Raw genomic sequence first — 26,452 nt, 5'->3', positions numbered from 1 at the left:
GTGAGAGTATAGCGGAGATTGACTGCTTCGTCAACTTCTTGTTACTGTTCACTGGTAACGTTCCGCGAGATGTTGTGAACAGTAACAACTTCTTGTATTCCCTATTGACTAAGCGGGGGCAGATAAAGTAGAATAGTATTATTCGGGATATTATAGGTATTTTATTTTTACATTACCGAATTACAGTATTAAAGAGCAGCCGGTTGCTGTTCACGGACAACATTTTGCAAAGGATGCTGTCCGAAATAGAGTGAACCGTAACCGTATCCTAAGAGGAGAAAAATATGGCAGAGACAGTTAGAGTAGTAGTAGATGCCATGGGCGGAGATAACGCTCCGGCAGAGCCTGTGAAAGCAGCTGTAGAGGCTGTTACCGAGAAAGAGGACATTGTAGTGATCCTTACCGGTAAGCAGGAAGTGATTGAGAATGAGCTGAGTAAATTTCAGAATTACCCCAAGGAAAGAATCCAGATCGTAAATACCACCGAGGTGATCGAGACAGCAGAGCCTCCGGTTCTGGCAATCCGTAAGAAGAAAGATTCTTCCATTGTGGTAGGCCTGAATCTTGTGAAGAAGCAGGAAGCAGAAGCATTTGTTTCCTCTGGAAGCTCAGGTGCCATCTTAGTAGGCGGTCAGGTGATCGTAGGAAGAAGCAAAGGCGTACAGCGTCCGCCCCTTGCCCCGTTGATCCCCACCCAGAAGGGAGTATCCCTTCTCATTGACTGCGGCGCCAATGTAGATGCCAGACCAGAGCATCTGGTACAGTTTGCGAAGATGGGATCCATTTATATGGAAGATGTAGTGGGAATCAAGAATCCCCGTGTTGCCATTGTAAATATTGGTGCAGAGGAAGAAAAGGGAAATGCACTTGTGAAGGAAACGTTCCCTCTTCTGAAAGAATGCCCGGCAATCAATTTCATCGGAAGCATTGAGGCAAGGGATATCCCGGCCGGATATGCAGATGTGATCGTCTGCGAGGCCTTTGTGGGAAATGTGATCCTGAAGCTTTACGAGGGACTTGGAAGTACCTTTATGAAGATGATCAAGGCTGGCCTTATGAAGGATACCCGCAGCAAGGTAGGTGCCCTTCTTGTGAAGCCTGCCATCAAGGAGACCCTGAAGGCATTTGACGCAAGTGAGTACGGCGGAGCACCTCTTCTTGGCCTGAAGGGACTGGTTGTGAAGACACACGGCAGTGCCAAGGCTGTTGAGATCCGTCATGCCATTTTCCAGTGTGTCCAGTTCAGACAGCAGAAGATCAACGAGAAGATCGCTGCCCATATGGTGGAGGAGACTACTGGGAAAGAAGCATAATTGCAGCAAAAATTTTATCCAGACTGACTGGGAATGGGAAAATATCCGAAAACCACAGTCAGTTCTGGCTAATCTGCTTTAAGACAGACAGTACCTGAAAAAGTCTGGGCTGTTTTTAATAAAGAAACACTGACGATCTGGCTTTACAGGCGTGACCATAGATACGCTGCTGCAGATTCTTAGGCAAAGACCTGCCGGATGACTGCCAGTTTGTCAGAGGGAAGGAAGTTTATTATGGAAAAAAAGTTAAAAGCATTGGAAACCCGCATTGGTTATGAGTTCAAGAACAAGAACCTTCTGATCCTTGCATTGACACACAGCTCCTATGCCAATGAGAAGAAGCTTGGCAAGGCAGGCTGCAATGAGCGTCTGGAGTTTCTTGGAGACGCAGTGTTAGAGCTGATCAGCAGCGATTTCCTTTACAAGAAATTTACCCAGATCCCGGAAGGCGAGCTGACCAAGAAGAGAGCCAGCCTGGTCTGTGAGCCAAGTCTTGCTTACTGTGCAAGAGATTTTGGACTGCCCCAGTATCTGCTTTTGGGCAAGGGTGAGGACATGACCGGTGGAAGAAACCGGGACTCTATCGTTTCCGATGCAACAGAAGCTCTGCTTGGAGCTATTTATCTGGACGGTGGTTTTGCTAGCGCAAAGGAGTTCGTTCTGAAATTTATTCTGAACGATCTTGAGAACAAACAGCTCTTTTATGATAGCAAGACCATCCTGCAGGAAATCGTACAGGAGAAGGGAACTCATCTTGTGGAGTACCGCCTGATGAAAGAGGAAGGCCCGGATCACAATAAGAGCTTTACCGTGGACGTTCTTGTCAGCGGCCAGGTAATGGGAACCGGCGTGGGCCATACCAAGAAAGCCGCAGAGCAGGAAGCTGCTTATCAGGCAATCCGTAAGATGAAGAAATAATGCTTTGAAGAATAGCAAAAAGCATTATTCCTGAACAACAGATGACTGCAAGAAAATATAACTAAAATGCTGCACTATCGTGGATTTTAGAGAATTATGCAATTAATTTATAACAATAATAACAAGGATTCGAATACATGTATTTAAAAAATATTGAAGTGCACGGGTTTAAGTCCTTTGCACAGAAAATCAATTTCGAATTTCATAACGGAATTACCGGAATCGTTGGTCCTAACGGAAGTGGGAAAAGTAACGTAGGAGATGCAGTCCGCTGGGTTCTTGGAGAGCAGAGTGCCAAGCAGCTTCGAGGCGGAAACATGCAGGACGTTATTTTTTCCGGAACAGAGACCAGGAAGCCGCTTAGCTTCGCCTCTGTTGCCATTACGCTGGATAACAGTGACCACAAGCTTCCGGTAGATTTCAACGAAGTTACTGTCACCCGAAGACTTTACCGTTCTGGTGAGAGTGAATATCTGATCAATGGAAGTGCCTGCCGTCTGAAGGACATTAATGAAATGTTCTACGACACCGGTATTGGTAAAGAGGGCTACTCTATTATCGGACAGGGCCAGATCGACAAGATCTTAAGCGGTAAGCCGGAGGAGCGCCGTGAGCTTTTTGACGAGGCTGCCGGAATCGTAAAGTTTAAGCGAAGAAAGGCGACCACCATCAAGAAGCTGCAGGACGAGCAGGCGAACCTGGTGCGTGTTACCGATATTTTAAGCGAGCTTACCAGACAGTTAGGCCCCCTGGAGCGCCAGTCTGAGACTGCCAGGATCTATCTTGCCAAGAGAGATACCTTGCGGGAACTGGATGTGAACAGCTTCCTTCTGGAAAATGAGGAGACCAGCCGTGAATTAAAGGAACTGGATGCCAAGAACACCCAGGCAAACGAAGAACTGGAAGAGAACCAGAAGGCTTATGAGCAGACCAAGGTAGAGTATGACCGTCTGGAAGAAGAACTGGAACAGTTGAATTCCCAGATGGATCAGCTCCGTGAGGAAACACAGAATAAGGCGATCCGCAGGCAGCAGTTAGACGGTGAGATCAAGGTTCTCCGGGAACAGATTTCCGCTGGTGTGCAGAATGAGGAGCACTATAAGAACCGTTTACAGACCATTGAGACGGATCTGAAGGAACGTCAGGAGGCTTTGGAGAGCCAGGAAGCAGAGAAATCCCAGCTCCATGCAGCACTTCTGGAAGCGAGGAAGCGCCAGGAAGCAGAGGAAGACAGGCTTTCCAATATCCAGGCACAGATCGAAGAATGTTCCCAGGCTGTGGAGAACGGCAAGAATGAGATCATCGAGCTTCTCAACACCCGTGCAACCACCAAGGGAAAAGCCCAGCGTTTTGATACCATGATGGAGCAGATCGATATCCGTAAGGCGGGGATCAGCCAGAGACAGCTCCATTTGAAAACTGAGGAAGCCCAGCAGCAGACGGAGCTTTCCAAGGCAAAGGAAAAATTCCAGGGAATTACCACCCTGATCCAGGATATGAACGCAGAGTGCCAGCGCCTGGATAATGAAGTACATAAAATTACAGATGAATTAAAGAAGCAGAACAGCCAAATGGAGATCGGCCAGAGCGCGTACCACCGCGAGGCTTCCAGGCTGGAATCTTTGAAGAATATTACCGAGCGCTATGACGGATATGGAAACAGTATCCGCCGGGTTATGGAGCAGAAAGACCGGGTGCCTGGGATCAAGGGCGTTGTGGCAGATCTGATCCAGGTAAATAAGGAATACGAAATTGCCATCGAGACAGCTCTTGGGGGAAGCATTCAGAACATTGTTACAGACAATGAGCAGACTGCCAAGCGCATGATCGAATTTTTGAAAAAGAACCGTTTCGGACGTGCTACCTTCCTTCCGCTGAACAGCATTAATACCAAGAGCGGTTTTACCCAGCGGGATGCCTTAAAGGAGCCTGGCGTGATCGGGCTTGCCAGTGAGCTGGTAACCACAGGTCCGGAATATGCAGGGCTTGCCACTTATCTTCTTGGACGTGTGCTTGTGGTGGATCACATTGACAATGCCATTGCCATTGCAAGAAAGTACAGGCACAGCCTCCGTATGGTAACGGTGGAGGGAGAATCCTTCAGCCCAGGCGGTTCCATGTCTGGTGGTTCCTTTAAGAATAACAGTAATCTTCTGGGCCGCCGTCGTGAGATCGAAGAACTGGAATCCAGTGTAAAAGCGCTGAAAAAAGACATGGACGATATGCAGAAGGCTATTAACGATAACCGGAGCAAGCGTAATGTTATGCGTGATACCATCGCAGACCTGCAGGAGAAGCTGCGCCAGCAGTACGTTGCCCAGAATACGGCGAAGATGAATATTAACCAGGTAGAAGCCAAGACAAAGGAGATCCAGTCTGGCTATGGAGAAATCCAGAGAGAACAGATGGAGATCCGCCGTCAGATCGAGGAGGCAGAGGCTGACCACAGCAAGATTGCCGAAGAACTGAAGGCTTCTGAGCAGGATGAGAAAGAGCTGGAGACTTTTATCCAGAACAAACAGGAAGAATTAGAGAACTGGAAAACAGAGGAACAGGAGATTTCCAGGAAACTGGAGTCCCTGCGTCTGGAAGCCAGCACAGCCCAGCAAAAAGAGAGCTTCGCTTCTGAGACTCTGAACCGTCTGGATCATGAGATGGAGGCTCTTCATCAGGAAGAAGCAGACATTCACGAGACCCTGGAGCTTGGTGGGGAAGAAAATGAGCGGAAACGGCAGTCTGTGGAGAATCTGGAGGCCGTGATCGCCACACTTGCCGAAGATGAGACCAAGGCGAAGGCGCAGCTGGAGAGCTGGCTGACTGTGAAGGATGAGAAGAATACCAGCCATAAGGCGTTCTTTGAGAAACGAGACGAGTTGTCCGGCCGGATTTCCCTTCTGGACAAAGAGTGCTACCGTTTGAAAAGCCAGATCGAGAAGCTGGAGGAGCACAGGGAGTCCCAGATTTCCTATATGTGGAATGAATATGAGATCACCCCGAACAATGCCCTTCAATATAAGAAGGGAGAGCTGAACGATCTGAAGGCCATGAAGAAGGAAATTGCCCAGGTGAAGGATGAAATCCGTAAGCTTGGCAATGTAAATGTAAATGCCATTGAGGAATATAAGGAGATTTCAGAGCGTCATGCGTTCCTTTCCGGACAGTATGAGGATCTGAAGACTGCAGAGGCGCAGCTTGAGAACATCATTCAGGAACTGGATGAGGGAATGCGGAAGCAGTTTACCGAGAAATTCCAGGACATCCAGAGAGAGTTTGACAAGGCGTTCAAGGAGCTGTTTGGAGGCGGTAAGGGTACCCTGGAGCTTGAGGAGGATGTGGATATCCTGGAAGCAGGAATCCGTATCATTTCCCAGCCGCCGGGCAAAAAGCTTCAGAACATGATGCAGCTTTCCGGTGGGGAAAAGGCGCTTACAGCCATTGCCCTTTTGTTTGCCATCCAGAACCTGAAGCCATCTCCCTTCTGTCTGCTGGATGAGATCGAGGCGGCGCTTGACGATTCCAACGTTGGACGTTTCGCAGGGTATCTTCAGAAGTTGACGAAGAACACCCAATTTATTATAATTACACACAGACGTGGTACTATGAATGCCGCAGACCGGCTTTATGGTATCACCATGCAGGAGAAAGGCGTTTCTACGCTGGTTTCCGTGGATCTTGTGGAGAACCAGCTCACGCAGTAAAAAGGAGGAGAGGAAATGGCAGAGGAAAAGAAAGGTTTTTTTAAAAGACTTGTCAGCGGACTGACAAAAACCAGAGACAACATTGTGGCAGGATTTGATTCTCTTTTCACCGGCTATTCTACAATAGATGATGATTTTTATGAGGAATTAGAAGAAATCCTGATCATGGGCGACATTGGTATCAATGCGACTACAGCCATTCTGGACAGATTAAAAGAACAGGAGAAGATCCGGAATATCAAAGATCCCAAGGAGTGCAAGGAACTTCTCATTGAGACGATTAAGGATCAGATGACAGTGGACAGCACCGAGTACGAGTTTGAGAACCGCAAATCCGTGATCCTTGTGATCGGTGTCAATGGCGTTGGAAAAACAACTTCCGTTGGAAAACTCGCTGGCAAGCTGAAGGACCAGGGCAAAAAGGTCATCCTGGGTGCAGCAGATACCTTCCGCGCAGCAGCAGGGGAGCAGCTCACTCAGTGGGCAAATCGTGCTGGTGTGGAGATCATTGGCGGCCAGGACGGTGCAGATCCGGCTTCTGTTGTCTATGATGCAGTGGCAGCAGCCAAGGCCCGTAATGCAGATGTGCTGATCTGTGATACTGCAGGAAGACTTCATAATAAGAAGAATCTTATGGAAGAGCTTCGCAAGATCTACCGCATTCTGGAGAAAGAATATCCGGAGGCTTATCTGGAGACACTGGTAGTCCTGGATGGAACTACCGGTCAGAATGCACTTGTGCAGGCCAGACAGTTTGCAGAGGTTGCAAATGTAACCGGTATTATCCTTACCAAGCTGGATGGTACAGCCAAGGGCGGTATTGCAGTTGCGATCCAGTCTGAGCTTGACATTCCGGTAAAATATATCGGTGTTGGCGAGAGTATTGATGATTTACAGAAATTTGACGCAAATTCTTTTGTGGATGCGCTGTTTGATATCCATCCGGATGAAAACTAACCCCACAAACTACAGGAGGAAAAATAAAAAATGCTTACATTAGAGAGTTTTGAAGAAGCGGCAGAAATAGTTAAGCAGGTAACCCAGGAGACCAAGCTGGTGAAGAGCAGTTATTTCTCTGAGCTCACTGGAAACAAGGTTTTCTTCAAACCAGAGAACATGCAGAGAACCGGTGCATACAAGGTTCGTGGAGCTTATTACAAGATCAGCACCCTTTCCGATGAAGAAAGAGGCAAAGGCCTGATCACTGCTTCCGCTGGAAACCATGCACAGGGTGTTGCTTACGCAGCGCACAAATACGGTGTAAAGGCTGTGATCGTAATGCCTACCACCACACCGCTTATTAAAGTGGAGCGTACCAAAGGCTACGGTGCAGAAGTGATCCTTCACGGAGATGTTTATGATGAGGCGTGTGCATATGCGCTGGAGCTGGCTGAGGAAAAAGGTTATACCTTTATCCATCCATTTGACGATCCGGCGGTTGCCACAGGTCAGGGTACCATTGCAATGGAAATTGTTCAGGAGCTTCCTCTTGTAGATTATATTCTGGTACCAATCGGAGGAGGCGGACTTGCAACAGGTGTTTCCACACTGGCTAAGCTTCTCAATCCCCACATTAAAGTAATCGGTGTAGAGCCGGCTGGAGCAGCCTGCATGAAGGCTTCCCTGGAGAAGGGAGAGGTTGTTACACTTCCTCATGTGAACACCATTGCAGACGGTACTGCAGTCCAGACACCGGGATCCCATATTTTCCCATATATCCAGGAGAATCTGGACGAGATCATTACCATCGAGGATGACGAGCTGATCGTTGCTTTCCTGGATATGGTAGAGAATCATAAGATGATCGTTGAGAATTCCGGACTTCTGACTGTTGCAGCACTTCGTCATCTTGACTTCAAGAATAAGAAGGTTGTTTCCATCTTAAGTGGTGGAAATATGGACGTGATCACCATGTCCTCTGTGGTACAGCATGGTCTGATCCAGCGCGACCGAATCTTTACCGTATCTGTTCTGATCCCGGATAAGCCAGGTGAACTGGTACGTGTGGCATCTATTATCGCAGAGAATCAGGGAAATGTGATCAAGCTGGATCATAACCAGTTTGTAAGCACCAACCGTAATGCGGCTGTGGAACTGAAAATCACGCTGGAGGCATTTGGTACAGACCATAAGAACCAGATTGTCAAAGCACTTGAGACAGCTGGATGCAGACCGAAGGTAATTCGTGCTAGTCTGTAATTGGAAAAATATAAGCATTCCCCCCTGCACTTAATAACTAAAAAATGGTATGAATAAATTTAGTTGGTGTGCTTTGGGAGTTTTGCATATTCATGTTAAAACTTTGGGGATTGTTTTTGAAATGATCATGAATAAATTTGGCTGTGTCAGTTTTTTGAAAAAAGACTGGCATGGCGGTAAATATAAGGAGTAGCAAACTATGAAAAAAGTAATTTTAACAGGAGACCGTCCAACCGGACGCCTTCATGTGGGACATTATGTAGGTTCTTTGTCTGAGCGTGTAAGACTTCAGAATTCCGGAAACTACGATGAAATTTACATTATGATCGCAGATGCCCAGGCGCTTACTGATAACGCAGAGCATCCGGAGAAGGTTCGCCAGAACATCATCCAGGTAGCTCTTGACTATCTGGCTTGCGGTATTGATCCGGACAAATCCACGATTTTCATTCAGTCCATGGTTCCGGAGCTTACAGAACTTACCTTCTATTACATGAACCTGGTTACAGTAGCCCGTGTTCAGCGTAACCCTACTGTAAAATCCGAGATCCAGCAGCGTAATTTTGAGGCCAGCATCCCGGTTGGATTCTTCTGCTATCCGATCAGCCAGGCAGCAGATATTACCGCCTTCCGCGCGACTGCAGTTCCGGTTGGAGAGGATCAGCTTCCTATGCTGGAGCAGTGCAAAGAGATCGTACACAAGTTTAACACTGTATATGGCGAGACTCTTACAGAGCCTGAGATCGTTCTCCCGTCCAACAAAGCCTGCCTGCGTCTGCCAGGTATTGACGGCAAGGCAAAAATGAGTAAATCCCTTGGAAATTGTATTTATCTTTCCGATGAGGCGGACGAGGTTAGGAAGAAAGTTATGTCCATGTTCACAGATCCGAACCATCTTCGTGTGCAGGATCCTGGAAATGTTGACGGCAACCCGGTATTTATTTATCTGGATGCCTTCTGCAAACCAGAATACTTCCCGGAATTCCTTCCGGATTACCAGAACCTGGATGAGCTGAAGGATCATTATAAGAGAGGCGGTCTTGGAGATGTGAAGGTGAAGAAATTCCTGAACAACGTTCTCCAGGCGGAGCTTACACCGATCCGCGAGCGCCGTAAAATGTGGGAGCAGCGTATCCCGGATGTTTACGACATCCTGAGAGAGGGCAGCAAGGTTGCTGAGGCTAAGGCTGCTGAGACCCTGAAGGACGTAAAGGCTTCTATGAGAATCAATTATTTTGATGATAACAGTCTGATCCAGTAATAAAGAAAAAATATCAGGGGAATCGGAATTGCCCGGAGCGTTTTTCAAATACGCCCTGGCACAATCCCGGTTCCCGGCTTTTTCTTTTCCCAAAAACAGCCCGTGGGCTGGATCGCGAGTGTTTTTTTGAAAAAATATAATTTGTAAAGAGAAAATACTTGACAGTCACTGGAAAATACGGTATGATACCCAAGGTGATTACGAATGGAAAAGTTTGTAGAACGTACTTTGCTCTATGATTTTTACGGAGAGCTTCTTACGAAGAGACAGCAGCAGATCTATGAGAGCGTAGTTCTGGAGGATTATTCCTTAAGTGAGGTTGCAGAAGAACTGAATATCAGCCGTCAGGGCGTACATGATATGATCAGACGCTGTGACAAGGCACTGGAAGGATATGAGGAGAAGTTGCATTTAGTAGAGAAGTTTGTAAATATCCGGGGACAGGTACAGAAGATCCACGAGCTTGCATCCGGGTATCACGCTGATGATATAGTGGCAATATCCAATGTGATTTTAGAGGAGTTATAATTCATGGCATTTGAAAGCTTGACAGATAAACTTCAGAATGTATTCAAGAAGCTTAGAAGCAAAGGCCGTCTGACCGAAGAGGATGTTAAGATTGCTCTTAAGGAAGTTAAGATGGCACTCCTTGAAGCGGACGTTAACTTCAGAGTCGTGAAGCAGTTCACGAAGTCTGTACAGGAACGTGCAGTTGGACAGGACGTAATGAACGGACTGAACCCAGGCCAGATGGTCATCAAGATTGTAAACGAAGAGCTGGTTAATCTTATGGGAAGTGAGACCACAGAGCTTCCGATCAAGCCAGGCAATGATCTGACCGTTATTATGATGGCAGGTCTCCAGGGTGCTGGTAAGACCACCACCGCGGCCAAGCTTGCAGGTAAGATTAAGTCCAAGGGTAAGAAACCTCTTCTGGTAGCCTGTGACGTATACAGACCGGCGGCGATCACACAGCTGCAGGTAAACGGTGAGAAGCAGGGCGTAGAAGTCTTTACCATGGGTGATAAGCAGAGCCCGGTGGACATTGCCAAGGCAGCTATTGCACATGCCAAGGCCAATCAGCAGAATGTAGTGATCATTGATACAGCAGGACGTCTTCATGTTGATGAGGACATGATGCAGGAGCTTGCTGATATTAAGTCTAATATTGAGGTGGATGCTACAGTCCTTGTAGTAGACGCCATGACAGGACAGGATGCAGTCAATGTAGCCCAGACCTTCTCAGAGAAGGTAGGAATTGACGGCGTGATCCTGACCAAGATGGATGGTGACACCCGTGGCGGTGCAGCCCTTTCCATCAAAGCCGTAACCGGCAAACCGATCCTGTATGTAGGTATGGGAGAGAAGTTATCCGATCTGGAGCAGTTCTATCCAGAGAGAATGGCGTCCCGTATTCTTGGTATGGGAGATGTAATGAGCCTGATCGAGAAGGCTGAGGCAGCCGTAGATCAGGAAGCAGCCCAGGAGATGTCCAAGAAGCTGAAGAAGATGGACTTTGATTTCAATGACTATCTCACCAGTCTTGAGCAGATGAACAAGATGGGCGGCATTTCCAGTATCCTGAACATGCTCCCAGGTATGGGAAGCAAGATGAAGGATGTGGAGAGCATGATCGATGAGAAAGCAATGGACAGAACCAAGTCCATTATCCTTTCCATGACACCACAGGAGCGCTCCAATCCGGGAATCCTGAACCTTTCCCGTAAGAACAGGATCGCCAAGGGCGCTGGTGTGGAAGTTGCAGAGGTCAATCGTCTTGTGAAGCAGTTTGAGCAGAGCAAGAAGATGATGAAGCAGATGCCGGGTCTCATGGGCGGCGGCAAAATGGGTGGTAAAAGAGGCGGCTTCAAGCTTCCTTTTTAACATAAAATAATCAAATTAAACTAATAAAGAGAAAGTAAGAAATTGGAGGAAAATTAAAATGGCAGTTAAGATCAGATTAAGAAGAATGGGACAGAAGAAAGCACCTTACTATAGAATCGTTGTTGCAGATTCCCGCAGCAAACGTGATGGAAGATGTATCGAAGAGATCGGAACCTATGATCCGAACCAGGAGCCAAGCGTATGCAAGGTTGATGAAGAAGCAGCTAAGAAATGGCTTGCAAACGGTGCTCAGCCTACAGAAGTTGTTGCTAAGATCCTGAAACAGGCCGGAATCGAGAAATAATTTAAGAAGTATCTCTCAGGGGGTATTTCTGTAACGTCCAGATTGGGGCAGGTTTCCATGCTCTGGGGCGTAATCAGGGAGGTGTGTAATGAAAGAATTAGTAGAAGTAATTGCAAAATCTCTTGTTGAAAATCCGGACGAAGTAGTCGTTACCGAGACAGAAAAGGATGACGCTGTTGTCATTGAACTGAAGGTAGGACCATCTGATATGGGTAAGGTAATCGGACGCCAGGGCAGAATCGCCAAGGCTATCCGTACCGTAGTAAAAGCGGCTTCTTCCAAAAGCAGCAAAAAAGTGATTGTAGATATTCTGCAATGATAAGCAAGATATATGGACGCAGGAGCTGTGGAGACATGGCTCCTGTTTTTAACTATAAAAGTCCCGTACGACGGCTGCGAATAAGTGGATTCGTGGGTTTCGGATGGGCTGCAAGGAGTTTGAATGGAAGATTTATTAAAGGTTGGAGTAATTACCACCACTCATGGTGTGAGGGGAGAAGTAAAAGTGTTCCCCACCACAGATCCGGAGCGTTTCCTGGATCTGGAATATGTACTTCTGGATGCCGGCAGAGAGATGAAGAAGCTGGAAATCCGGAATGTAAAATTCTTTAAGAATCTTGTGATCCTGAAATTTAACGGGATTGATAATATAAATGATATTGAAATGTACAAAGGCAGAGACCTGTGGGTTCCAAGAGAGGAAGCCCAGGAACTGGATGAGGATGAATATTACATTGGCGACCTGATCGGAATGGAAGTGGTTCTGGAGGACAACACTCATTTTGGAACCCTGAAAGACGTTATGGAGACAGGTGCCAATGATGTTTATGTAGTAGAGCTTCCGGATCACCAGGAAGTGCTTCTTCCAGCTATCAAGGAATGTATCCTTGATGTTGACCTGGAAGAAAATGTGATGACGGTACATTTGATGAAAGGACTTTTATAAATGAATTTCCATGTTTTGACCCTTTTTCCGGAAATGATCCAGAATGGAATGAACACCAGTATTACAGGACGTGCCATTAACGCAGGAATCCTGTCTGTGGAGGCGGTAAACATCCGCGACTATGCTTTTAACAAGCACCAGAAAGTGGATGATTACACATACGGCGGCGGAGCTGGCATGCTGATGCAGGCAGAGCCGGTTTACCTGGCCTATGAAGCCATTGCCCAGAAAGCAGGGAAACGTCCTCGTGTGGTTTATCTTACCCCACAGGGACAGGTGTTTAACCAGCAGATGGCCCGGGATATGGCGAAAGAGGAAGACCTGGTTTTCCTTTGCGGCCATTATGAGGGAATTGATGAGCGTGTTCTGGAGGAGATTGTCACCGATTATGTGTCCATTGGGGACTACGTGCTTACGGGCGGTGAGCTTCCGGCTATGGTGATGATGGATTCCATTTCCCGTATGGTCCCAGGTGTGCTCAGCAACCAGGAATCCGGGGAGACAGAGTCTTTTGCAGGAAATCTTCTGGAATATCCCCAGTACAGCCGCCCGGAAGAGTGGCATGGCAAAAAGGTTCCGGAGGTTCTTATGTCCGGTCATCATGCAAATATAGAGAAGTGGCGCAGGGAACAGTCTATCATTCGTACTGCCAAAAGGCGCCCGGATCTGCTGAAAAAGGCAGATCTCACCAACAAAGAATGGAATTTTGTGCGGCAGCTGAAAAAGCAGTGGAAAGAGGAGGAATCCAAAGATGAGAACATCTGATTTTTACTATGAGCTCCCTCAGGAGCTGATCGCCCAGGATCCTCTGGAGGACAGAAGCTCTTCCAGACTTATGCATCTTTCTATGGCAGATGGAAGTCTTGAGCATCGCCATTTCAGGGATATACTGGACTATCTGAAGGAAGGAGACATTTTGGTCATCAATGATACCAAGGTAATCCCGGCAAGACTATATGGCCACAAAGAAGAGACTGGCGCGGTGATCGAGATCCTTCTCCTGAAAAGAAGAGAGAACGATATCTGGGAGTGCCTGGTAAAGCCTGGCAAGAAAGCACGCCCAGGCGCCAAGATCACATTCGGTGATGGTATTTTAAAGGGCGATATCATTGACGTGGTGGACGAGGGAAACCGTCTGATTCAGTTCCATTATGAAGGTATTTTTGAGGAGATTCTGGACCAGTTGGGTGAGATGCCGCTGCCTCCATATATTACCCATAAATTAAAGGATAAGAATCGCTATCAGACCGTTTATGCGAAGAACGAAGGCTCCGCAGCAGCACCTACTGCAGGCCTGCATTTTACTAAGGAGCTTCTGGAGCAGGTAAAGGCAAAGGGTGTCAACATTGCCCATGTAACCCTTCATGTAGGCCTTGGCACGTTCCGCCCGGTTAAGGTGGATGATGTAGAGCAGCATCATATGCACTCTGAGTTCTACATTGTAGAAGAAGACCAGGCGAAGCTGATCAACGACACTAAGAAAAATGGTGGCCGTGTGATCGCAGTCGGAACCACCAGCTGCCGTACCCTGGAGTCAGCAACTGGCGAAGATGGCGTCCTGAAGGCTGGAAGCGGCTGGACAGAGATTTTCATCTATCCAGGCTACAAGTTTAAGATGATCGACGGCCTGATCACCAATTTCCATCTGCCAGAGTCTACACTGGTGATGCTGGTGTCCGCTTTAGCTGGAAAAGAGAATATTATGCACGCTTATGAAGTGGCTGTGCAGGAGAAATATAGGTTCTTTTCGTTTGGGGATGCCATGCTTATCGTTTAACACCGTTTTCTTACTTTTGTAAGGTTATGGAGTGGATAAAGAAAAGGACAGGGAATAAGAAATCCTGTCCTTTTTTGATGCCGACATTTATGACGGTTGAAAATCTTTGTATATGAATTTATGTGTAAGACCATTTCTGAATGTGATAGAAACCACCTTCCCATCTGAAACGAGAATGGTATCAAGAATTGTTTCCATGTAGGTCCGTAAAATTTCAGGGGAGACATTCTGCGCAAGGTTCTTGAAGTAGATATATTCTTTGTTCTGCAATTCCTTCTGGATGAGGAGATGGCTTGCCTGTTTTATAAAATCCTCATCCGTGAGTGTGGATGCGGCATTTCTGGTTGAGACACCAAGGCGAAGATTGATATCTTCAATTTGATTGGTAATCTGTTCTTTTCTGATGATAAAATCCTTTTCTGACATAGATTCAGAGGAATACAGATAAAGGTCGTGAAGCCTCTGCAGAGCACGCTCCTGTTTTTCTTTTTCTCTTCTCAAAGAACTTATCTCCGGATCCACGGAAGCTTTTTTCTTTCGTGGCTTTTTTATGGTGATGGTAAAAGAGCTGTCAGAGCCATAGCGGGATAGCAGATTGAAAAATTCATTCAGCCCGTTTTCTTCAATGTTCGCAACACCAGAGAATGTGCTTCCGTGGAGGAGCGAGGATTGCAATTCTTCCGGTGTTTTGATGGATGAGAACCTTTTCTTTGAATTAAGCATATTAAGGACATAGTTTAAGACAAATTCACCTATGATGAGGTCGTTTACAGATGGATTGTCACAGGATTTATTTTTCCGTTTTTGAGGGCAGCTATATGTAGATGTTCTGTATCCGTCTGCCTGCAGTCTGCCAGGAGTGGATGTCAGTTTGCATCCGCATTTTCCGCAGTAAACAATGCCGGAGAAGACATGGATATTATTTCTCTTGCATTGCTTCCCTAATGAATTTCTGTTCCTTGCATTATCGTTAAGTATGGCCAGCATTGTTTCGTGCTCCTCAAGGGTGAAAATTGCAGGATGATGATCTGGAACCATTACCCATTCATCAGATGGGTTTATTATTCTATTCTCTGTTCCTTTGTATCTGTTGTATCTGTAGATGCCTGCGTAAAATGGACTTTGGGCAATTATCCATACAGCAGTTGGTGTCCATTCAACACCTGCCCTTGTGCGGTATCCTGCGGCATTGAGCATCCTTGCAGTTCCGGTGAGGGTTTTGTTTGAGATATAATCATCTTTCAGCAGACGGCAGGCTACAGCCTCATCTTCACGGATGGAGAACTGCATGGAGTCAGGGTCGTAATCATAACCATACGGGATGCGCCCTCCGTTCCAGAGACCGTTATTTGCCCTGGATATCATGGTTGCAGTAACACGTTCCGAAGTCATGTTCCTTTCCAGTTCTGCGAACACAAGGATGATTTTGAGCATTGCTTCACCTATCGCTGTTGAGGTATCGAATTGCTCATTTTTGCTCACGAAGGTAACACGGAGTCTTTGGAGTTCTTCATACATTTCTGCAAAGTCCAGAAGATTCCTTGATATACGGTCTATTTTCCAGACGAGAAGGTGGGTAAATTCTCCGTTGCGGATCCGTTTCATCATATCTTGAAAAGCAGGACGGTCAGTGTTCTTGCCTGAATATCCTGCATCTTCAAAAATTTCATAGTTATCTGTTCCAAGAATGAGGCTGCAATATGCTATGAGGTCTTTTCTCTGCATTGGGAGAGAGTCTTTATCTATCTGGTGCGTGGTGGATACTCTTAGGTAGATTGCGACCTTTGTTTTCTTTTTGGATGAAATAGCCTCTATATTGTCGTTTCTTTTTCTCATTGATATTTTCCTCGTGTAAATTAAAAAAGCCCCTGCACGGGGCTGTAATTAAAGGATTTTTGGTACATATTTGTTTAACACAGACCAAACAAGTTTCCTATCAATATCGTCCGCAAGTTGGTAACAAGCAAGAAGGCGATGGAGTTCAAGTTCAAAAGCGTGGCTTTTTGGTACGATGGGTTCCTGTGGTTTGATGGAAGTATGTTCTGCCATAATTATAATCCCCCTTTGTTTTTTCTATGTTTGGAACGGTATTCAAAATAATCAGATGATATTATGCTTTCTTTACATCAGAATATTTATCCGGAACAACCATATGGGTTCTCATGAAGTCTTTGCATAATTGCTGTTTATCTTCCGGAATATGAGAGAGGATATCAGCCCATTCTGGATCTATGCGGTATGGACCATCAGACTCAATTTTATGAGGTGAGTATGGAGCCTTGCCGCTTCCGTAGACAAGATCATCCAAACTCATTTCAAGATGCTCCGCCATCTCCATAACAATGTCCAATCTCGGGAATTTCCCTATTTTCCAACTCCCTGTGTTGCCACTTGCCCTGTTTATTTCTGATAGGACAGTGGAAATGTTTGTGCCTTTTCTCTCGCAGGCTTCCTTAAAATTATCGTAGAACATAGTACCTCCTTAAAATAACTCAAAAAAACGAGTTTAGGGTATTGACCTACTCAATTTTATGAGTTAATATAACAAATGTAAGATGAATTTAGAGATTAAATTGATGACTGTTTTGCACATCATTTTAATCTTCATTTTAAAACAAAACCACCAGATTGTAAAGCAGAAAGGAGATAAGGGAATGTGTGAAAAACTTTCTCCCTGGTGCAAAAAGGCGAAGGTGGCAATGATTATGAAAGACATTGACACCGGAATGCTTGCAACAGCATTGGGGTATGCAAGGCCGTATGTTTCATCCGTGTTGAACGGTAGAACCGTAAGTCCTCCTGCAAGAAAGAGAATCAGTGATTTTTTGAATATATCCGATTCCGATGATGATAAGTAAAAAGCTTATATCTGAATTATATGGCAGGAGAGGTAGAAAGAACATGGATAATGGCTATGAGAAGAAGGGCGAGAATATATATTTCGCCTGCAGGAAAAAGGCAGCAATGTACAACGAGGCTCTTAACAGCCGGGAGAATGCGGCAGAGCTTTTGGGAATATCAACTTCTACTCTTGCAAATCATGAGCTTGGGATTACGAAGAATGTTCCTGTTGATACAGTTGTGCTGATGGCTGATTTGTACAACTGCCCTGAATTAAAAAATGGATACTGCAAACATGAATGTCCGATAGGAAGGAACCTTCCTCTTGCGACAGAGGAAAATGGATTGCAGGGCATCACAGTGAAGATACTGAACAGTCTTGATGATGAGAATGTCAGGACAATGAAAAAATCTCTTTTGAATATTGCCCTTGATGGAAAGATAACCGAGGACGAGAAAGATGAGTTTGACAGGATTGTCAAGACTCTGGATGTCCTTGCATCGGCAATATCAGAATTGAGGATGATTGCAGAAAAGTGCGGAAAGAGATAGCAGGGGGAGCGGTGAAGGATGGAGTTAAAAGAACGGCTGAAAGAAATCTTGAAAAATAAATATGGAATAGAGAGCGAAGATGATCTTATGAGAGCCATCGAAGAGCAGCCGGAAGTAGACTTCGGAATATTTGTCACACCGCAGAGGGGGGATATAAAAAGTGCTTAACAGGAAGATGAGAAAAAGAAAGATCAAGGTTCTTGCTGTGGATGCCGCAATGCTTTTTCTGGCCATACAGTTTACAACAGTGATAAGAGCAGAACACGAAAGAAAAAGTGTTAATGCACCATCAGTAAATTATGAGATCGTGGATTGTTCTTATGATGTAGCAGATGAGGAGCCGGAAACAGAGGTATTCGGCGAGACGATATGGTCCAGCAGGTGGAATGAAGAAGAAAGAAAAATGCTACTCAAAATAGCTATGGCAGAGGCAGAGGGGGAAAGCACAGAGGGCAAGGCACTCGTTATGCTGGTGGTTCTTAATAGGGTTTGGTCAGACCGGTTCCCAGGAACGATAGAGGATGTAATTTTTCAGAAAGGGCAGTTCACTCCCGTTCGTAATGGAGGAAGGTACTGGACAACAGAACCGAATGAAGATTGCTACAAGGCTCTTGAATTGGTGGAATACGGATGGGACGAAAGTATGGGAGCATTATATTTCAGTAGCGAGCCTGATTGCTGGATGAGCAGGAATACGGAGTACCTGTTTACTGAAGGAAACCATAATTTTTACAGATAGGAGGGAAATTGGATGCTTGAAAGATGGATAGCAAGGCATTGGATAGCACTGATTACTGGATGTCTGCTTATGGGAATTGCTATCAGGGCTGCATATAACGAAAGAGGATATGCGGCAGTTGGAAGCGAATGGCTTATCATTCCGGTAGTTTTTTTCATAGAGCATATCATCCGTAATAAGAGAGAGGAGGAGCGGAGAAGATGCAGGAATATGAGGAAATACGGAAAGAATGTGAAACACAGGGCAGCAAGGTAGACGATGAAGAATTTGAGGATCTGCTTTCTTACGCAAGGAGAAAAGCGGATGTTTTGGGAAAAGGAGAAAGTTACATATCATATTTGCTTCCGGATGTGATACGGGAATATCTTTTCAGGAATACCGTAAATGCAATATCTATGGCGATTATGAATGTTGCTGATATATAAATCAAGGAGGGCACAACAATGAACGAAGTTGCAAATGTAGACTTTACAAGCAAGGCACCAACACAGGCACCGAGAACATCTCAGACAGAAATGATGGTAACGAGACAGGCACAGGAAGTGCAGGTCGCAATGCTTGCCGCAAAGAAATTTCCGAGAGATCAGGTCGTTGCGTATAACAACATTATCAGAGCTTGCCAGAGAAAAAAGCTCGCAGAAAGTTCCATGTATGAGTTTCCGAGAGGGACTGATAAGATTACCGGTCCTTCCATCCGGCTGGCAGAGGCAATCGCACAGAATTGGGGGAACATTGATTTTGGATTTATGGAGCTTGAGCAGAGAAATGGAGAAAGCCAGGTAATGGCATATGCGTGGGATCTGGAAACGAACGCAAGGCAGACTAAGCTGTTCAGTGTACCGCATATCAGGCACACAAGAAAAGGTGACTATCCGCTGACAGACCCTAGAGATATTTATGAGCTTGTGGCAAATCAGGCAGCAAGAAGAGTAAGGGCATGCATCCTTGGAATTGTTCCTGGTGATGTTGTGGAGGCTGCTATTGAGCAGTGCACAAAAACCATGCGAGAAGGATACAGCGAGCCACTGGTTGACCGTGTGAGAACAATGGCAAGAGCGTTTGAGAAGGATTTCTCCGTAACCCTTCCGATGCTAGAAAAATACCTTGGGTGCAAGAGCGATGCTTTTTCTGAAAATGATTTTGTGAGACTGAAAAAAGTATATATTTCACTCCGTGACGGAGTAGCAAAGAGAGAGGATTATTTCGAACTTGCGCTTCCTTCCGGAGAAGGTGAAATTTCGGATCCGTTTAGCGCAGGAGCAAAGAAGGAAGAAGCCGAAAAGAAAGAGGGCTGATGAAATGGAACTTAATCAGACAAATTATTACAGTGATGATGCGAACAGAGAGTTTTTCTCTGTTTCGCAGTACAAAAGTTTTATGAGTTGTGAGGCAAGGGCGATGGCAGAGATTTCCGGAGAGTATGTGAGGCCCGTAACGAGAGCATTGCTTGTTGGAAGTTTTGTGGATAGGTATTTTGAGGGTACTCTTGAAGATTTTATGAAGGAAAATCCTGCAATATTCACAAGAAAGAAGGAGCTTCGTGCTGAATTCAAAAGAGCAAATCAGATAATTGAAACCGTAAAGACAGACCCTAAATTCATGGATGCCATGAGCGGAGAAAAGCAGAGGATCTTCACATTCGAATTATTTGGAGTGAAGTGGAAGGCGAAGCTCGACAGTTATAATGCCGGGAAAGCAATCACTGACCTAAAGGTTGTGGCTAAGATGTATCAACTTCCTCAATGGAGGTATGACCTGCAGGGGGCTGTATACCAGAAGGGTGTGGAGATTTGCACAGGAGAAAAGCTGCCTTTTTACCTTGCTGTTGTGACAAAGGAAATGGTGATGGATAGAGATATCTGGCAGATACCACAGTCTACTTTGGATATGGCTCTTAGACAGGTAGAGGGAAACATCGGAAGGTACGCTGATGTGAAAGCCGGATATATTGAACCTCATTTTTGCGGAAAGTGTGACTATTGCAAGAGCATAAAAAAAGCCACCGTGAGAAATTACAACGAACTTTTGATGGATTGATGGAGGTGTGAAGAATGAAACTTGTCAGAATAATGGGGGACAAAGTCCAGATAAGGTCTGACTACAAAGAATTTGATGATGCAAGAGTAAATGATCTTATTTCTGTGTCTGATGGAGATGTAAAACTCGTGACCGTGGTCAGGATGATTACTGATACTGACACAGAAGAAGATGAGGGTATCGCAGAAAATGATTACATCACAGAAAAAAGCAGCGTGAAAAAAATTGACTGCGATATCATTGGAACGGTTAAAAGCGGAAGTTTCGAAAAAGCCATTGATCGTTACCCTACCATGAATGTGGAGGCTCACAGAATAAGCAGGGAAGAATTTGCATCAATGCTCAGGAAGTATGAGGACGGGTTCTATATCGGCGATTACACATCATACGAGATTCCTGCATATGTAGATGGAAATAAGTTCTTCCAGAGGCATTCCTGCGTGGTAGGAAACACTGGAGCTGGTAAATCAGAGACAGTAGCAAAGATTTTGGAAAAGGTAAGCGCAATGCCAGGAGCAAACGTGATCGTGTTCGATATTCATGGAGAATACAGGGAATTGTCTTACGCAAGAAATATCACGATTGGGAATGGGGTTCCGTTCCCGATATGGATGTTTGGCTTCAATGATATGGTTTCGAACATCCTCAAAATAAAAGATGAGTCTGCTACTGTGGTGATGACAGCTCTCCGAAGATGTTATTACAAAGTATGCCCGAATGGGAAAGAGAATAAACCGGTATATTTCAATTATATCGAGTTCGTGAAACTTATGAAGTTTCTGAATGAGGAAATGGTTGCTACCGGAGAAGTATATAAGTCTGGAGATAAAGCCGGACAGCAGAAAGTGACAAAGGGTGATTACAACGGAAAACTCACAAGTGTTGTGAATATGCTCATTGATAAAATGGCAGATCGGAGATACAGCTTCCTGTTTGATGATATGGGGCAGGAATATCTTATGGATTTTATCGGACAGATTATGAACAATGATATGCCTGTAAAAAATATTGACCTTTCGGAAATCCCTCATGATGTTGCAATACCGATTATCGGAGTGATAACAAAGCTCGTATATGATATCCAGAGGACTTTCAGGAAGAATGAGATCTGCCCGATTACTCTCGTGTGTGATGAAGCTCATGTGTATATCCCGGATAATTACCAGCTTTCTGCATCACAAAAAAGAATGGTGGAAATATTTGAGAATATCGCAAAAGAAGGAAGAAAGTTCGGAACAACCCTGTTTGTGGCAAGCCAGAGACCGTCAGAGCTTAATAAAACCATCATGGCACAGTGCGCAAATTTCATCGTCGGAAAGATGAATAACGAGAATGATAAATCCATGATTAAAGGAATGATACCAGATGGAAGTGAAAGCATGATTGATGAAACAACGATGTTTTCCCCTGGGGATGTGCTTGTGATCGGAGATAGTGTACCGATTCCGTTGAAAATCCATGTGGAGCTTGCACACGAAAGACCACAGTCAAGGACGATTGCATTCTGGGATAGATGGAGAGAGGCAAGAAAACTGGATGTGTCAAATGCCACGCAGAAATATATAACAGGGTGATCGTATGAAAGAAAAGGTCCATGGATATGTTCCATCAAACAAAACGAAAGCTGACAAGACGGCGAATGAAGCCATAGGAAATGTAATGAGAGAGCAGAGAAGGGAGGCAAAACGGAATGGCTCAAAAAAGAATGTTCACAATGAAGATCGTAGACAGTGATGCCTTCCTTGATATGCCATTATCTGCACAATGTCTGTATTTCCATCTGAACATGAGGGCAGATGATGATGGATTTATTGGAAACCCAAAAAGAATAATGAGAACGGTAGGGTGTCATGAAGATGACCTGAAAATTCTCATTCTGAAAAGGTTCGTTCTCACATTTGAAGATGGAGTGATCGTCATTAAACATTGGAGGATGCACAACTGCATATCTCAGAACAGGTATCATGAGACGCAGTACATAGATGAAAAGAGTAAGCTCCTTTTGAAGGATAACAATGCATATTCTCTCACAGAAGGGAAGCCTCTTGATGACAGGAGAAGAAATAACGAACCTGCGGCTATAACAGTGGAAGAAGATAAAGATGAATTGACAATGAGCGGCGGAAGAAACTGCTATCCTACCGACTTTGAGGCGTTCTGGTCTGAATATCCACGTAAGGCAGATAAGGGACAGGCATATAAAAAATATCAGGCCAGATTAAAAGCCGGATTTTCTCCGGAAGAGTTGTTGTCAGCAGCAAGAAACTATAGGGATGAATGTGAGATAAACAGGACAGAACAAAAATTTATCAAGCATGCAAAGACTTTTCTTGGTGATGCCACACCTTTTGTGGATTATATCAGAAAAGGAAATGAGGGACCGGCAGGAAGAGCAGAAGGAACAGGAGAGGCAGACTTCAACAGATATTTGTAAGGGGATGAAAAAATGGATATGAAGCCGTATCTTCCGATGGGAGGGGATAAAAGTGAAAAGATAAAAGAAGGAGATTACATTGGGGACGATGGACTATGGCATTGTGGGAAGTGCCATGGAGCATTACAGAAAAGAATAAAATCTGATTTTTTCAGCGGAATAGTTTGGTGCATATGCAAATGTGAGGTACAGAAGCAGGAGGAGCGGAAGAAAAGGGAAATGTACGAAGAGGAAATGAACCGGATTCGCAGGCTGAAAGATGCTTCCATGATGTCAGATAAATATAAAAATGCATCATTTTCCGATTATGTGGTCAGGAAAGAAAACGAAAAAGCTCTCCGTGTTGCCAGAAAATATGTACAGGATTTCCAGAAGATGAAGGAAGAAAACATCGGGATTATATTTTATGGAACCGTAGGAACCGGGAAAAGTTTCACAGCAGCATGTATAGCAAACGCTCTGCTGGAAAATAAGGTTTCTGTCATCATGACATCATTTGTGAAGATATTGCAGGACATCAGAAGCATTGAGGATGAAGGGCAATACATAAACATTCTAAACAGTAGCAGCCTGCTTATCATTGATGACCTTGGAGCAGAAAGAGATACGGACTATGCTCTTGAAAAAGTGTATAACGTGATCGATAGCAGGGTAAGGGCAAATAAACCACTGATACTGACCACAAACCTCACGTTTGATGAAATGATGAGGACAAAAGACATCAGGTACAAAAGAATCTATGACAGGATATTTGAGTGCTGCCATCCTGTGGAGATACCTGGACCATCTTTCCGCATCATGAAGGCTGCACAAAGGCAGGAAGCAATGAAACAGATCTTTGAATGAGAAAAAGACGGAGGAATACTATGGGATTGATCGAAGTTGGAAAAAACATCAGGGATATCAGGCAGAAAATGGGACTTACTCAGAAAGAGTTTGGGGAAAAGGTCGGAAAGAGCGAGAGCCAGATCGGAGCATATGAAACGGCGAAGGTAAACATTTCTGTTGATACTCTTTTTAAAATTGCATCTGTAGCAAAAGTCATGCCGGAAGAGTTGATTTCCTGGCAGAAGAAAAGCGAGGACAATAAGAAATGGGATGCTGAGCTTCGGATTTATAATCAGGATGACAGACTGGCTGTGATAGGTATTCTTGCAAAGAATGGTTACGATGTAGGGCAGCATAAAAAGAGTGCAAATCCTACAGGAAAAGCCGTAAATTATTACGTCCACGCAACAGACCTGAAGGAGAATGCAGATACATCAAAGTAGGTGATCTGATGCAGTATAAAAGAAAACCATGCGTTGTGGAAGCGTTTATGTTCGACAGGGATGTTGATATAAATGCCCCAGCATGGTTCTTTAAGGAAGTGGAAAAAGAGAGAATATATATCGACCGATGCATAAATGATGGTGCGGTTCATGTGTATGGATGCACGATACATACAAAGTGTGGAAAGATAAAAGCAAAAGTCGGAGATTATATCATTTTGGAAAAATCCGGAGAGATCAGGATATCCAAAGCAAAAGAATTTAAGGAACAGTACGAAAGGATGTGATGAAAATGCAGGTATGTTTTACTGTTTACGGCGAACCGAAGGGAAAAGGCAGGCCGAGGTTTAATACAAAGACAGGTCACGCAATGACTCCGAAGGATACTGTAAACTATGAGTCTCTCGTAAAACTGGAATACGGAAGGCAGTGTGAAGGGATGAGATTTCCTGATGATGCTATGCTTGATATGAGGATTAAAGCGTATTATTCCGTTCCAAAATCTGCGTCTAAGAAAATGAAAGCAAGAATGATTGGAGGGAATGTCAGACCAACGAAAAAACCTGATATGGATAACGTAATCAAAATCGTTGCAGACAGCCTGAACCAGATTGCTTACAGGGATGATACGCAGATCGTGGATTGCCAGTGTAGGAAATTCTATTCTGATACTCCTCGTGTAGAAGTAAAGATAATAGAAATCAAAAAGGAAAAGGAGAAAGAGAATGCAACCTGAAAGAATAAAATTCACTGACAGTTTTCAGGAAGTAATCATAAAGATGAGCGAAGGAAATCCAGGATGTATAGCGTTTCTTATGGAGCTGGTAAAATATAGGGAAATAAAAGCCATGAGCGATATATTGATGTTCGACAATATGCGTGTATACGGATCAAAGCTATATGTTTTCTGGAATGATTGCTGCGATAGGAACATGGAAAAAGCATCACTTGTAATGGACAAGTTGAAAAAAGGTGAGATGGAAAAGCAGATTTTCCTTAATCACATAGATGGGGTAAGAGGTATTCCGTTTGAATTTTAAAGGAGGATAAAAAGAAATGGATATCAAGAACTATGAAGAAATCACACTCGGAAGCGATACTTTTGCACAGATAAGAGAAAATTTCGACCTGCTGTTGCAGAGGTTATTTCAGAAAATGCAGCAAAACAATTCCGATGAGGGAAGCATCACTCTGAAAGTGGACATCAATATCATCACTGATTATGTTCCTGATGAGAATGGAAAGTCACAGAGGATTGATAAGCCCGTGATCAAGCACAAGGTTTCCACACAGGTTCCGGTTAAGGACAGCTTTGACGGAAAGAAAGATACCGGAATGGAACTTGTTTATGATGAAGAGCTTGCAAGGTATGTCCTGAAATATGTTTCCGTTGGAGGGCAGAGAAGCATATTCGATGATGATTTTGCTGATATCGTAAATGGGACAGCTACAGTAATTGATGAAGAACACGCTCTTCCAATGAATGTGCCACAGATTCCGGATATGAGCGGAAATGAGGATGATAACGGCTGCTCCTGCGGAGATAATTGCTCAGGTGAAGAAATACAGGATGCAGAAGATAAGAACGTTGCCTGCGGCGATACAGAAGCCTGTGAGGGTGATGAAGAGGAGTATGGATACGAAGAATAAGGGCGAGGAGAAAGAATATGTACAGGTACAATCCATTTGGAATTTGCAGTAAATGTAAGAAGCAGATCATGTGGATAAAGACGAAGGCAGGAAAGAATATGCCTTGCGACACAGGGTTTGTATATTACAAAGAGGAAGCCGGAGGGAAGGACAGGATCGTCCTTCCTAATGGCAAGGTAGTAGTTGGAACCATTCGGAATAATCCGGAACACGCAGACGGATTTGGATATATTTCACATTTTGCAACTTGTGAATATGAGAAGATGTTCAGGAAGAAACGTAAAATGGCATAAAGGAGGGAAAATGTAATGGCGAAAGGATGTAAATGCTCTATTCCTACAGACGAATATCATGGGTGGGAATGATCGATAACAGAAGGGGCATGCATGTTTCTGTATCCTGACAGCAAAGCATGTGCTGAAAAATACGGAGAAGGACCAGATGCTGAAGAAGTGCAAGGAGTAGAATATGATGATTCAGATGTATGACAAGGAGACAAGAGAGTGGTTTTATAAGCATATAGGACAGGAAACTACTGTATGCAAATGTGAAATGTGCGGATTGTTCTACAAACCAAGTTTAGGACATAAGTGTAGAAAACGTTGAAACAAAAAAAGGAAGCCCCCGC

General features: G+C 44.7%; 33 protein-coding genes. 30 read left to right on the top strand and 3 right to left on the bottom strand.

Annotated elements, in window-relative coordinates:
* The first annotated feature begins 284 nt into the window (after nucleotides 1–284).
* The 13 genes from plsX (at nucleotide 285) to queA (ending at nucleotide 14,300) form a co-directional block, all read left to right on the top strand.
* On the top strand, nucleotides 285–1,313 hold the full coding sequence (gene plsX / locus ACTQ50_RS05930) for a phosphate acyltransferase PlsX (RefSeq protein WP_441483398.1): 1,029 nt from the start codon (nucleotides 285–287) through the stop codon (nucleotides 1,311–1,313).
* Nucleotides 1,314–1,547: 234 nt separating this feature from the next.
* Nucleotides 1,548–2,231 carry a ribonuclease III gene (gene rnc / locus ACTQ50_RS05925; RefSeq protein ID WP_441483397.1) on the top strand — a complete coding sequence of 228 codons (684 nt, stop codon included), beginning with the start codon at nucleotides 1,548–1,550 and terminating at the stop codon, nucleotides 2,229–2,231.
* A gap of 137 nt (nucleotides 2,232–2,368) precedes the next feature.
* On the top strand, nucleotides 2,369–5,929 hold the full coding sequence (gene smc / locus ACTQ50_RS05920) for a chromosome segregation protein SMC (protein WP_441483396.1): 3,561 nt from the start codon (nucleotides 2,369–2,371) through the stop codon (nucleotides 5,927–5,929).
* Between the two features lie 15 nt (nucleotides 5,930–5,944).
* Nucleotides 5,945–6,886: a signal recognition particle-docking protein FtsY gene (gene ftsY, locus ACTQ50_RS05915; protein WP_441483395.1), complete on the top strand. Its 942-nt coding sequence runs from the start codon at nucleotides 5,945–5,947 to the stop codon at nucleotides 6,884–6,886.
* Between the two features lie 30 nt (nucleotides 6,887–6,916).
* Nucleotides 6,917–8,128 (top strand): threonine ammonia-lyase, encoded by a 1,212-nt coding sequence (gene ilvA, locus ACTQ50_RS05910; protein WP_441483394.1) that lies wholly within the window; start codon nucleotides 6,917–6,919, stop codon nucleotides 8,126–8,128.
* A gap of 199 nt (nucleotides 8,129–8,327) precedes the next feature.
* Nucleotides 8,328–9,389 carry a tryptophan--tRNA ligase gene (gene trpS, locus ACTQ50_RS05905; protein ID WP_441483393.1) on the top strand — a complete coding sequence of 354 codons (1,062 nt, stop codon included), beginning with the start codon at nucleotides 8,328–8,330 and terminating at the stop codon, nucleotides 9,387–9,389.
* A 204-nt stretch (nucleotides 9,390–9,593) separates the two neighbouring features.
* The gene (ylxM, locus tag ACTQ50_RS05900) at nucleotides 9,594–9,917 is read left to right on the top strand and encodes a YlxM family DNA-binding protein (protein WP_226818486.1); all 324 of its coding nucleotides are present in this window, start codon (nucleotides 9,594–9,596) and stop codon (nucleotides 9,915–9,917) included.
* 3 nt (nucleotides 9,918–9,920) lie between these two features.
* Nucleotides 9,921–11,273 (top strand): signal recognition particle protein, encoded by a 1,353-nt coding sequence (ffh, locus tag ACTQ50_RS05895; protein ID WP_441483392.1) that lies wholly within the window; start codon nucleotides 9,921–9,923, stop codon nucleotides 11,271–11,273.
* Between the two features lie 58 nt (nucleotides 11,274–11,331).
* Complete coding sequence (rpsP, locus tag ACTQ50_RS05890) at nucleotides 11,332–11,577, top strand: 30S ribosomal protein S16 (protein ID WP_117852013.1); 246 nt, start codon at nucleotides 11,332–11,334, stop codon at nucleotides 11,575–11,577.
* An 88-nt stretch (nucleotides 11,578–11,665) separates the two neighbouring features.
* A complete protein-coding gene (locus ACTQ50_RS05885) occupies nucleotides 11,666–11,896 on the top strand; it encodes a KH domain-containing protein (protein WP_021926512.1) in 231 nt (76 codons plus the stop codon).
* 123 nt (nucleotides 11,897–12,019) lie between these two features.
* The gene (gene rimM / locus ACTQ50_RS05880) at nucleotides 12,020–12,523 is read left to right on the top strand and encodes a ribosome maturation factor RimM (RefSeq protein WP_441483391.1); all 504 of its coding nucleotides are present in this window, start codon (nucleotides 12,020–12,022) and stop codon (nucleotides 12,521–12,523) included.
* Nucleotides 12,524–13,288 (top strand): tRNA (guanosine(37)-N1)-methyltransferase TrmD, encoded by a 765-nt coding sequence (gene trmD / locus ACTQ50_RS05875; RefSeq protein ID WP_117852009.1) that lies wholly within the window; start codon nucleotides 12,524–12,526, stop codon nucleotides 13,286–13,288.
* Nucleotides 13,275–14,300 carry a tRNA preQ1(34) S-adenosylmethionine ribosyltransferase-isomerase QueA gene (queA, locus tag ACTQ50_RS05870; RefSeq protein WP_441483390.1) on the top strand — a complete coding sequence of 342 codons (1,026 nt, stop codon included), beginning with the start codon at nucleotides 13,275–13,277 and terminating at the stop codon, nucleotides 14,298–14,300. Before trmD ends, queA begins: the two co-directional genes overlap by 14 nt.
* Nucleotides 14,301–14,387: 87 nt before the next feature.
* Here the strand turns inward: queA and ACTQ50_RS05865 are convergent, their stop codons facing one another.
* From ACTQ50_RS05865 to ACTQ50_RS05855, 3 genes are all read right to left on the bottom strand, one after another.
* The gene (locus ACTQ50_RS05865; RefSeq protein WP_441483389.1) at nucleotides 14,388–16,136 is read right to left on the bottom strand and encodes a recombinase family protein; all 1,749 of its coding nucleotides are present in this window, start codon (nucleotides 16,134–16,136) and stop codon (nucleotides 14,388–14,390) included.
* 48 nt (nucleotides 16,137–16,184) lie between these two features.
* Nucleotides 16,185–16,349, bottom strand: coding sequence for a hypothetical protein (locus tag ACTQ50_RS05860; protein WP_441483388.1), 165 nt, complete (start codon nucleotides 16,347–16,349; stop codon nucleotides 16,185–16,187).
* Between the two features lie 61 nt (nucleotides 16,350–16,410).
* Entirely contained in the window at nucleotides 16,411–16,773 is a 363-nt protein-coding gene (locus tag ACTQ50_RS05855) for a hypothetical protein (protein ID WP_441483387.1), read from the bottom strand.
* A gap of 181 nt (nucleotides 16,774–16,954) precedes the next feature.
* On the opposite strand from ACTQ50_RS05855, the gene ACTQ50_RS05850 reads away from it, so the two are divergent.
* From ACTQ50_RS05850 to ACTQ50_RS05770, 17 genes are all read left to right on the top strand, one after another.
* The gene (locus ACTQ50_RS05850; protein WP_441483386.1) at nucleotides 16,955–17,158 is read left to right on the top strand and encodes a helix-turn-helix domain-containing protein; all 204 of its coding nucleotides are present in this window, start codon (nucleotides 16,955–16,957) and stop codon (nucleotides 17,156–17,158) included.
* Between the two features lie 43 nt (nucleotides 17,159–17,201).
* Entirely contained in the window at nucleotides 17,202–17,693 is a 492-nt protein-coding gene (locus tag ACTQ50_RS05845) for a helix-turn-helix domain-containing protein (protein ID WP_441483385.1), read from the top strand.
* A gap of 18 nt (nucleotides 17,694–17,711) precedes the next feature.
* Nucleotides 17,712–17,861: a hypothetical protein gene (locus tag ACTQ50_RS05840; protein WP_441483384.1), complete on the top strand. Its 150-nt coding sequence runs from the start codon at nucleotides 17,712–17,714 to the stop codon at nucleotides 17,859–17,861.
* A 7-nt stretch (nucleotides 17,862–17,868) separates the two neighbouring features.
* Nucleotides 17,869–18,432: a cell wall hydrolase gene (locus tag ACTQ50_RS05835; RefSeq protein ID WP_441483383.1), complete on the top strand. Its 564-nt coding sequence runs from the start codon at nucleotides 17,869–17,871 to the stop codon at nucleotides 18,430–18,432.
* A 200-nt stretch (nucleotides 18,433–18,632) separates the two neighbouring features.
* Nucleotides 18,633–18,857: a hypothetical protein gene (locus ACTQ50_RS05830; protein ID WP_441483382.1), complete on the top strand. Its 225-nt coding sequence runs from the start codon at nucleotides 18,633–18,635 to the stop codon at nucleotides 18,855–18,857.
* An 18-nt stretch (nucleotides 18,858–18,875) separates the two neighbouring features.
* Nucleotides 18,876–19,727, top strand: a complete 852-nt coding sequence (locus ACTQ50_RS05825; protein WP_441483381.1) for a hypothetical protein — start codon at nucleotides 18,876–18,878, stop codon at nucleotides 19,725–19,727.
* Nucleotides 19,728–19,731: 4 nt separating this feature from the next.
* Complete coding sequence (locus ACTQ50_RS05820) at nucleotides 19,732–20,469, top strand: PD-(D/E)XK nuclease-like domain-containing protein (RefSeq protein WP_441483380.1); 738 nt, start codon at nucleotides 19,732–19,734, stop codon at nucleotides 20,467–20,469.
* Between the two features lie 14 nt (nucleotides 20,470–20,483).
* Entirely contained in the window at nucleotides 20,484–22,043 is a 1,560-nt protein-coding gene (locus tag ACTQ50_RS05815) for an ATP-binding protein (protein ID WP_441483379.1), read from the top strand.
* A gap of 116 nt (nucleotides 22,044–22,159) precedes the next feature.
* On the top strand, nucleotides 22,160–22,903 hold the full coding sequence (locus tag ACTQ50_RS05810; protein ID WP_441483378.1) for a replisome organizer: 744 nt from the start codon (nucleotides 22,160–22,162) through the stop codon (nucleotides 22,901–22,903).
* Nucleotides 22,904–22,915: 12 nt separating this feature from the next.
* Nucleotides 22,916–23,749 carry an ATP-binding protein gene (locus tag ACTQ50_RS05805; protein ID WP_441483377.1) on the top strand — a complete coding sequence of 278 codons (834 nt, stop codon included), beginning with the start codon at nucleotides 22,916–22,918 and terminating at the stop codon, nucleotides 23,747–23,749.
* Between the two features lie 20 nt (nucleotides 23,750–23,769).
* The gene (locus ACTQ50_RS05800; RefSeq protein ID WP_441483376.1) at nucleotides 23,770–24,174 is read left to right on the top strand and encodes a helix-turn-helix domain-containing protein; all 405 of its coding nucleotides are present in this window, start codon (nucleotides 23,770–23,772) and stop codon (nucleotides 24,172–24,174) included.
* A gap of 8 nt (nucleotides 24,175–24,182) precedes the next feature.
* A complete protein-coding gene (locus ACTQ50_RS05795) occupies nucleotides 24,183–24,461 on the top strand; it encodes a hypothetical protein (RefSeq protein WP_441483375.1) in 279 nt (92 codons plus the stop codon).
* The gene (locus tag ACTQ50_RS05790; protein ID WP_441483374.1) at nucleotides 24,461–24,910 is read left to right on the top strand and encodes a RusA family crossover junction endodeoxyribonuclease; all 450 of its coding nucleotides are present in this window, start codon (nucleotides 24,461–24,463) and stop codon (nucleotides 24,908–24,910) included. Before ACTQ50_RS05795 ends, ACTQ50_RS05790 begins: the two co-directional genes overlap by 1 nt.
* Nucleotides 24,900–25,214: a hypothetical protein gene (locus ACTQ50_RS05785; RefSeq protein ID WP_441483373.1), complete on the top strand. Its 315-nt coding sequence runs from the start codon at nucleotides 24,900–24,902 to the stop codon at nucleotides 25,212–25,214. The genes ACTQ50_RS05790 and ACTQ50_RS05785 overlap by 11 nt, the downstream gene beginning before the upstream one ends.
* Before the next feature lie 16 nt (nucleotides 25,215–25,230).
* Nucleotides 25,231–25,824, top strand: coding sequence for a hypothetical protein (locus tag ACTQ50_RS05780; RefSeq protein ID WP_441483372.1), 594 nt, complete (start codon nucleotides 25,231–25,233; stop codon nucleotides 25,822–25,824).
* 17 nt (nucleotides 25,825–25,841) lie between these two features.
* Nucleotides 25,842–26,117: a hypothetical protein gene (locus tag ACTQ50_RS05775; RefSeq protein ID WP_441483371.1), complete on the top strand. Its 276-nt coding sequence runs from the start codon at nucleotides 25,842–25,844 to the stop codon at nucleotides 26,115–26,117.
* 175 nt (nucleotides 26,118–26,292) lie between these two features.
* Nucleotides 26,293–26,430, top strand: coding sequence for a hypothetical protein (locus ACTQ50_RS05770; protein ID WP_441483370.1), 138 nt, complete (start codon nucleotides 26,293–26,295; stop codon nucleotides 26,428–26,430).
* Nucleotides 26,431–26,452: the final 22 nt, after the last annotated feature.

Origin of the sequence: Blautia sp. Sow4_E7 (assembly GCF_052116245.1) — a bacterium.
In the GTDB taxonomy this organism is placed as follows: domain Bacteria; phylum Bacillota; class Clostridia; order Lachnospirales; family Lachnospiraceae; genus Blautia_A.
Note: the sequence above shows the minus strand (reverse complement) of the source record. Positions and strands in the feature narration are given on the sequence as shown.